Origin of the sequence: Porphyromonas somerae DSM 23386 (genome assembly GCF_000372405.1) — a bacterium.
GTDB lineage: Bacteria > Bacteroidota > Bacteroidia > Bacteroidales > Porphyromonadaceae > Porphyromonas_A > Porphyromonas_A somerae.
This window is the reverse complement of the sequence record NZ_AQVC01000074.1, coordinates 1-4,858: the sequence shown is the minus strand read 5'-3', so window position 1 is coordinate 4,858 and position 4,858 is coordinate 1. Positions and strand designations below refer to the sequence as shown.

The 4,858-nt window shown below is 43.6% G+C and carries 2 protein-coding genes; both read right to left on the bottom strand.

Features of this window, described 5'->3' with window-relative positions; translation table 11 throughout:
• The coding region (locus A3GK_RS0109875) for an IS256 family transposase (protein ID WP_018029287.1) at positions 1-659 on the bottom strand (659 nt) is incomplete at its 3' end.
• Positions 660-858: 199 nt separating this feature from the next.
• Positions 859-4,164: a SusC/RagA family TonB-linked outer membrane protein gene (locus A3GK_RS10860; protein WP_244860750.1), complete on the bottom strand. Its 3,306-nt coding sequence runs from the start codon at positions 4,162-4,164 to the stop codon at positions 859-861.
• Positions 4,165-4,858 lie beyond the last annotated feature (694 nt).

The following is a 4,858-nucleotide window of genomic DNA, read 5'->3' as shown; positions in this document are numbered from 1 at the left end:
TCGGAGACAATAAGACCAACCTTCTCTAGTCCACGTGACTTTAGATCATCAAAGAAAGCATTCCAAATACCACTTCCTTCCGTGGGGTTGTTGTACACTCCAACGATNTCTCTACGACCGTCTGCATCCAAGCTCATTACAACAAAGAATGCCTCCTTGCTAACGCTATCTCCTCGCCTTACTGGGAGGTATGTTGCGTCAATCATAAGTGCTTCCAGCTCACTTGGAAGCGCCCTTTTACGCCATTCTAGGACAGCCTTCTGGGTGGAGAGAGCAAGACGATTTACTTGGCTCGTGCTATAACTTTTGCCATACAAACGCTCAAAAACACCTGAGATATCCTTCATCGTATTACCACAGCTATAGAGGAAGCTCGCAACCTCTCCCATCTCTTTTTCCTGCTCTTTTAACACCCCTAGGATAACGGGCATAAAACCACGCTGACGTGTCCGAGGAACTCGCAACTCAAGCATATTGCCACTCGCAAAAATACGACGACCTCGGTAGCCATTACTAACATCTCCAGTATCTTCCTTGTAAAGTTCGCGTTCCTCTTCCATCACGATCTCTACAACTAGCTCCATCAACCCCTTAACTCCTTGCCCTTCAATTATAAAGTTTGAAAGAATTTCCTTAACTTGCACTCGTGTAAGTCTCATACTAATGTCTATCAATTTTGTTGTTAATTGTCATTTTACAAAGATAGCATTATTGGGGCTTACACACTTTTTAGGGATAGTATCTTTGAACGTTCGTTGAGAAAGCCACTACAGGAAGTCATAGTGACGATCCCAAGGGTCGATAGTGTAATGGCAATGATCAATATATTGTGTGCTATTCGTTTCATAGGTTGCAAGTCTATAAGGTGAAGTTAAATTGTAGATTATATTGTGGACGCTCAGATAGGTTGACTTCTGTGAATCCTCCTTGTACAGGGGTTTGACCCTTTAATTCTGGACGTGCTATTATAAATAAATTGTTTGTAGATAGTGTGAGTGTAGCATTCTCAATGTGGAAACGCTTGAGCCAATTCTCAGGTATTCTGTAGCTGAGGCTGAGATTTGTACACTTCAGGTAATCAGCAGAAACAACACGGATATCAGCATAATTGTACATCTCCCATGAGTTTTCTGCTATGACTGGCATATTCTTGGATTGCCTACGTGAGTAGTGGCGGTTGTACTTCGCTGAAACGGCGGGGACCATTTGGTCTATTACGGCGGGAACGTTGGTGTGCAGTTCATCACCTGGAGCCATCCAGCGATCCAAAAACATCCTATTTACGTTCATTTCTGGTAGGAAGTTTTTAGCGTTTCGATAAGGTTTGAAGAGACGAGTCTTAGCTCCTAAACTGTACGAGAGGTTAAAGCGGAGAGTGACATTTCCCCAAGTTATGAGGTTACGAAAACTTCCGAACATGGAGGGAAGTCGTGTTCCTGATTTAGTTAGCACTTGCTGGTAGACCTCGTAATTACTCTTTCCGAAGAAATCCTCCATACGTTCTTCTCCATCGTAGAAGAGTGGGCCTCCGTCCTCTGGATTGAGTCCTTTAAAGCGATAGGTGTAGAAAGTACCCAAAGCCTCACCCTTGACTAAGGCTCGCCCATGAAGGAAGTCCTTTGCCGAGAAACGCTCATACTCGGGCTTGCTATCTAGGCGGTTGAAACTTTTGGAGAATGACGTGGAGATACGCCATGTGACGTTTTTCGTGTGCACTGGCTGTACAGATAAGGCACAGCTGAATCCTTGGTTGCGAAGGTCACCACTATTTACTACATAAGAGGGAATGCCGTTGACTAAATCAATATCTAAATTCATATAGGCATCGCTTGTGTATTTGTTGTAATAAGATAGGGTGGCAGCAATCTTTCGATCACATGCCGAAAAGTCTAGTTCAGCACTGAAGGAATGTGTCTTTTCCCACCTTAGATCAGGATTGGGGTAGCGTGCCAAAATAGCAAGTTTCTCATTGTAGTAAGGGTCGGTACTTAGTTTCTGAATTATGGGCACTGGAGATTGATCACGTAGCATATTTCCTTGAGTGCCATATGAAGTGCGCAGGTAGAGGTAGTCTAGCCACGAGTTTTCTGGTAGAAGAGTTGAGAAATCATAGCTGCCAGAGAGTGACCATACGGGTAATAGTTTGCGATTACTTTGGGAGCCAAAACGATTGGATGCATCGGTACGACCATTTATCCCTAGAGTGAGTCTATTATGAAATGAGTAAGAAAAAGTGGCGAATAGTGATCCTTGATTGAGAAGGTCATCCATGCGTTTGGGCTGTGCAGCTTCACTTATCAGCCAAGCCTTGTATGCAGGAAATTTATCAAGATCCTCAGGCGCTACGAACTTCTCGCCATAATCGCGAAAGTATCCTCGTTGCAACTGTCTCATGCCTTTAGTGTGTGTGCTCTCTAGTGAAGAGCCGATATGAAAAGCTAGTACATCCTCATTCTCAAAAGTATGGGTATAGTTGACCATCAAACGGCCAGAAAGAGAGCGAAAGCGTTCTTGGAAATGGTTTAATTCACCACCATAGGGGAGTTCACTATGTTCCAAGGCTACTTTACTGAATTCCCTTCCATAATCTGTCCACCTCAGGTTTGCAACGTAATAAGTTTGGTCATCATGATGCTCTTCGCCATTGGTGTTTGAGGTGGCAAGGGTCATTAGTGCCGACAGAGAAAGATCATTGGTCAGTTTCAAATCATAAGCGGCATTGACAGAGGTGTCAAAATGATCCTGTCTGTACCCACTGTGCTCCAACTCGTTCAGGATGTTAAATCTATAGTTGTAGTAATCATCATCACCACGCTTGTAGAATGAATAACTGCCATCTTCCTCATGGGTGGGAATCGTACGCGATGTGTTGTAAGCATAGTCCACGGGGTTGATAGAGGAGGCATTGTAGGCACGGTTTTCTAATGCCGTCCGCAGCCATACTGTTAGTTGGCTACGCACACTCAGATCGGCTATCACTTTGAGGTACGCAGTCGTGCGTTGGGTCTGATTATTTCTCACCACTCCATTACTCAAACTGTGACCTAATGAGGCATAATAATTGAGATTACCCGAAGTTCCCGAAATAGAGAGGTGCTGATCGGTGGATAACGCATCGCGCATCAATAGGTCAAACCAATCTGTGTTGAGTGACGAGATTTTATTCACGCGATTTTCAAACTCATCAAAGCTGATCTCCTTATTGTAGAGCTTTTGCACTAGATGTTCGTATCCTACTTGATACATATTAGAGGGGAAATAATATCCGGACTCTACTAGCTGACGAGAAAAAAGGACACGCTCTTGGGAATTCATTAAGTCAATATTTTTATCCGTGTAGCGAGGACGAACGGCCAGACCTATCCCGCCAGCGTAATTGATGCTAAGTCTGCCGTACCCTCCTTTTTTAGTAGTTACTACGATGACGCCATTGGCGGCTTGTGCTCCATATAGTGCTGTTGACGCTGCATCCTTTAATACGTCAATTCGTTCAATATCAGCAGGATTGATCCCCGCTATGGCATTACCAACCCGATTGACAAAGTCTGGGTCGTTAATGTCTTCAGCTGGGATAGTGACTGGATCACGCACCACCACACCATCTACTACCCAAAGAGGTTCACGAACACCAAGAATCGTGCTGGTTCCTCTAATACGTAAGCGAGGAGTCATTCCTACATCACCCGCCGTGGGTATCACCAACATCTCAGGTACCAATCCTTCCAATCCTTTGTCCAGCGTGGTTATACCAGGGAAGGCTATTTCAGCACCTTTAATAGTGACCACAGAGCCAGTCCATTGCCTCTTATTTACAGTCTGGTAGCCAGTCACGACCACCTCGCTTAGTTCGGCATTATCGGTCTGTAGAATGAAGGTCATTTGTCTTTCCCCATGATAGGTTCGCTTTTCGGGCGACATTCCTACATAGGATGTTCCAATCTCTATTGTTTTTTCAGATTTTGTAATCCTTACGAAACAGCTTCCATCTTCCCCCGTCACTGCTACGGGCTTGCCATTGAGATAAACGGTAGCGCCGACAGCTGGTGTGTGGTCTGAGAATAAGACTTTGCATCGTATCGCACCTTCAGGTGTTCTGACGGTCTGTGCTGTGCTACTATTTTGTGCATGTGCATGCAAGGAAGCTGCTATTGACAAGGTTAGCACAAGTGCTAAAAGCTTACAGCATTGTGATAATAAATGTTTTACCATAAGGCATCATAAAGAATAATTATGAGTAATGTTTAAACGTTCTCTTTTGCATACTATAGAGTGAAAAGCCAATCGGCTGAACAATGGGAAAGGTGAAGTGTGGAATAGGATTTCAGGATGATGATCCCAGAACTTTTTGATCGGGACAACTCTACCTATCTAATCAAAACGTAGCGAGGTTATAAGAGCATATTGCAATTACGTGGCTTACCTCAAACGGCAGGATCATTGGGGTGATCTTTTTATCATATAGCAGAGTGTTATCTCCATCAATAGTTAATTAGTTTTCATTGTATCTCTTATTTGGATGTGCAAATTTATCCATAAAATTCTAAATAGAGACTGTTGCACATTCGACCTCAATTCCGCAGGCTGAGTTTTTATTGCTTTAGTCGGGTACTTATTGATTGTTTTTTCTTGTGTCCCGACTTTTTTAGCAGACTAAAGGCTTTATGTAGAGGTCTGCGTATTCTCTATTTATCTCTTTATGATGTATTCATTGCGTTGTTTTGTGTAAATCCTACGTCTTTTGGCACTCCTATTGCCATCTTAAGATGCCATTGTCTTAAAGTGGTCATGTGCTTGTCTTGCCTGTCTATCAGCCTTCTCCTACCCATCGCACATCTGTTCTACATACCATCGCTGTAAA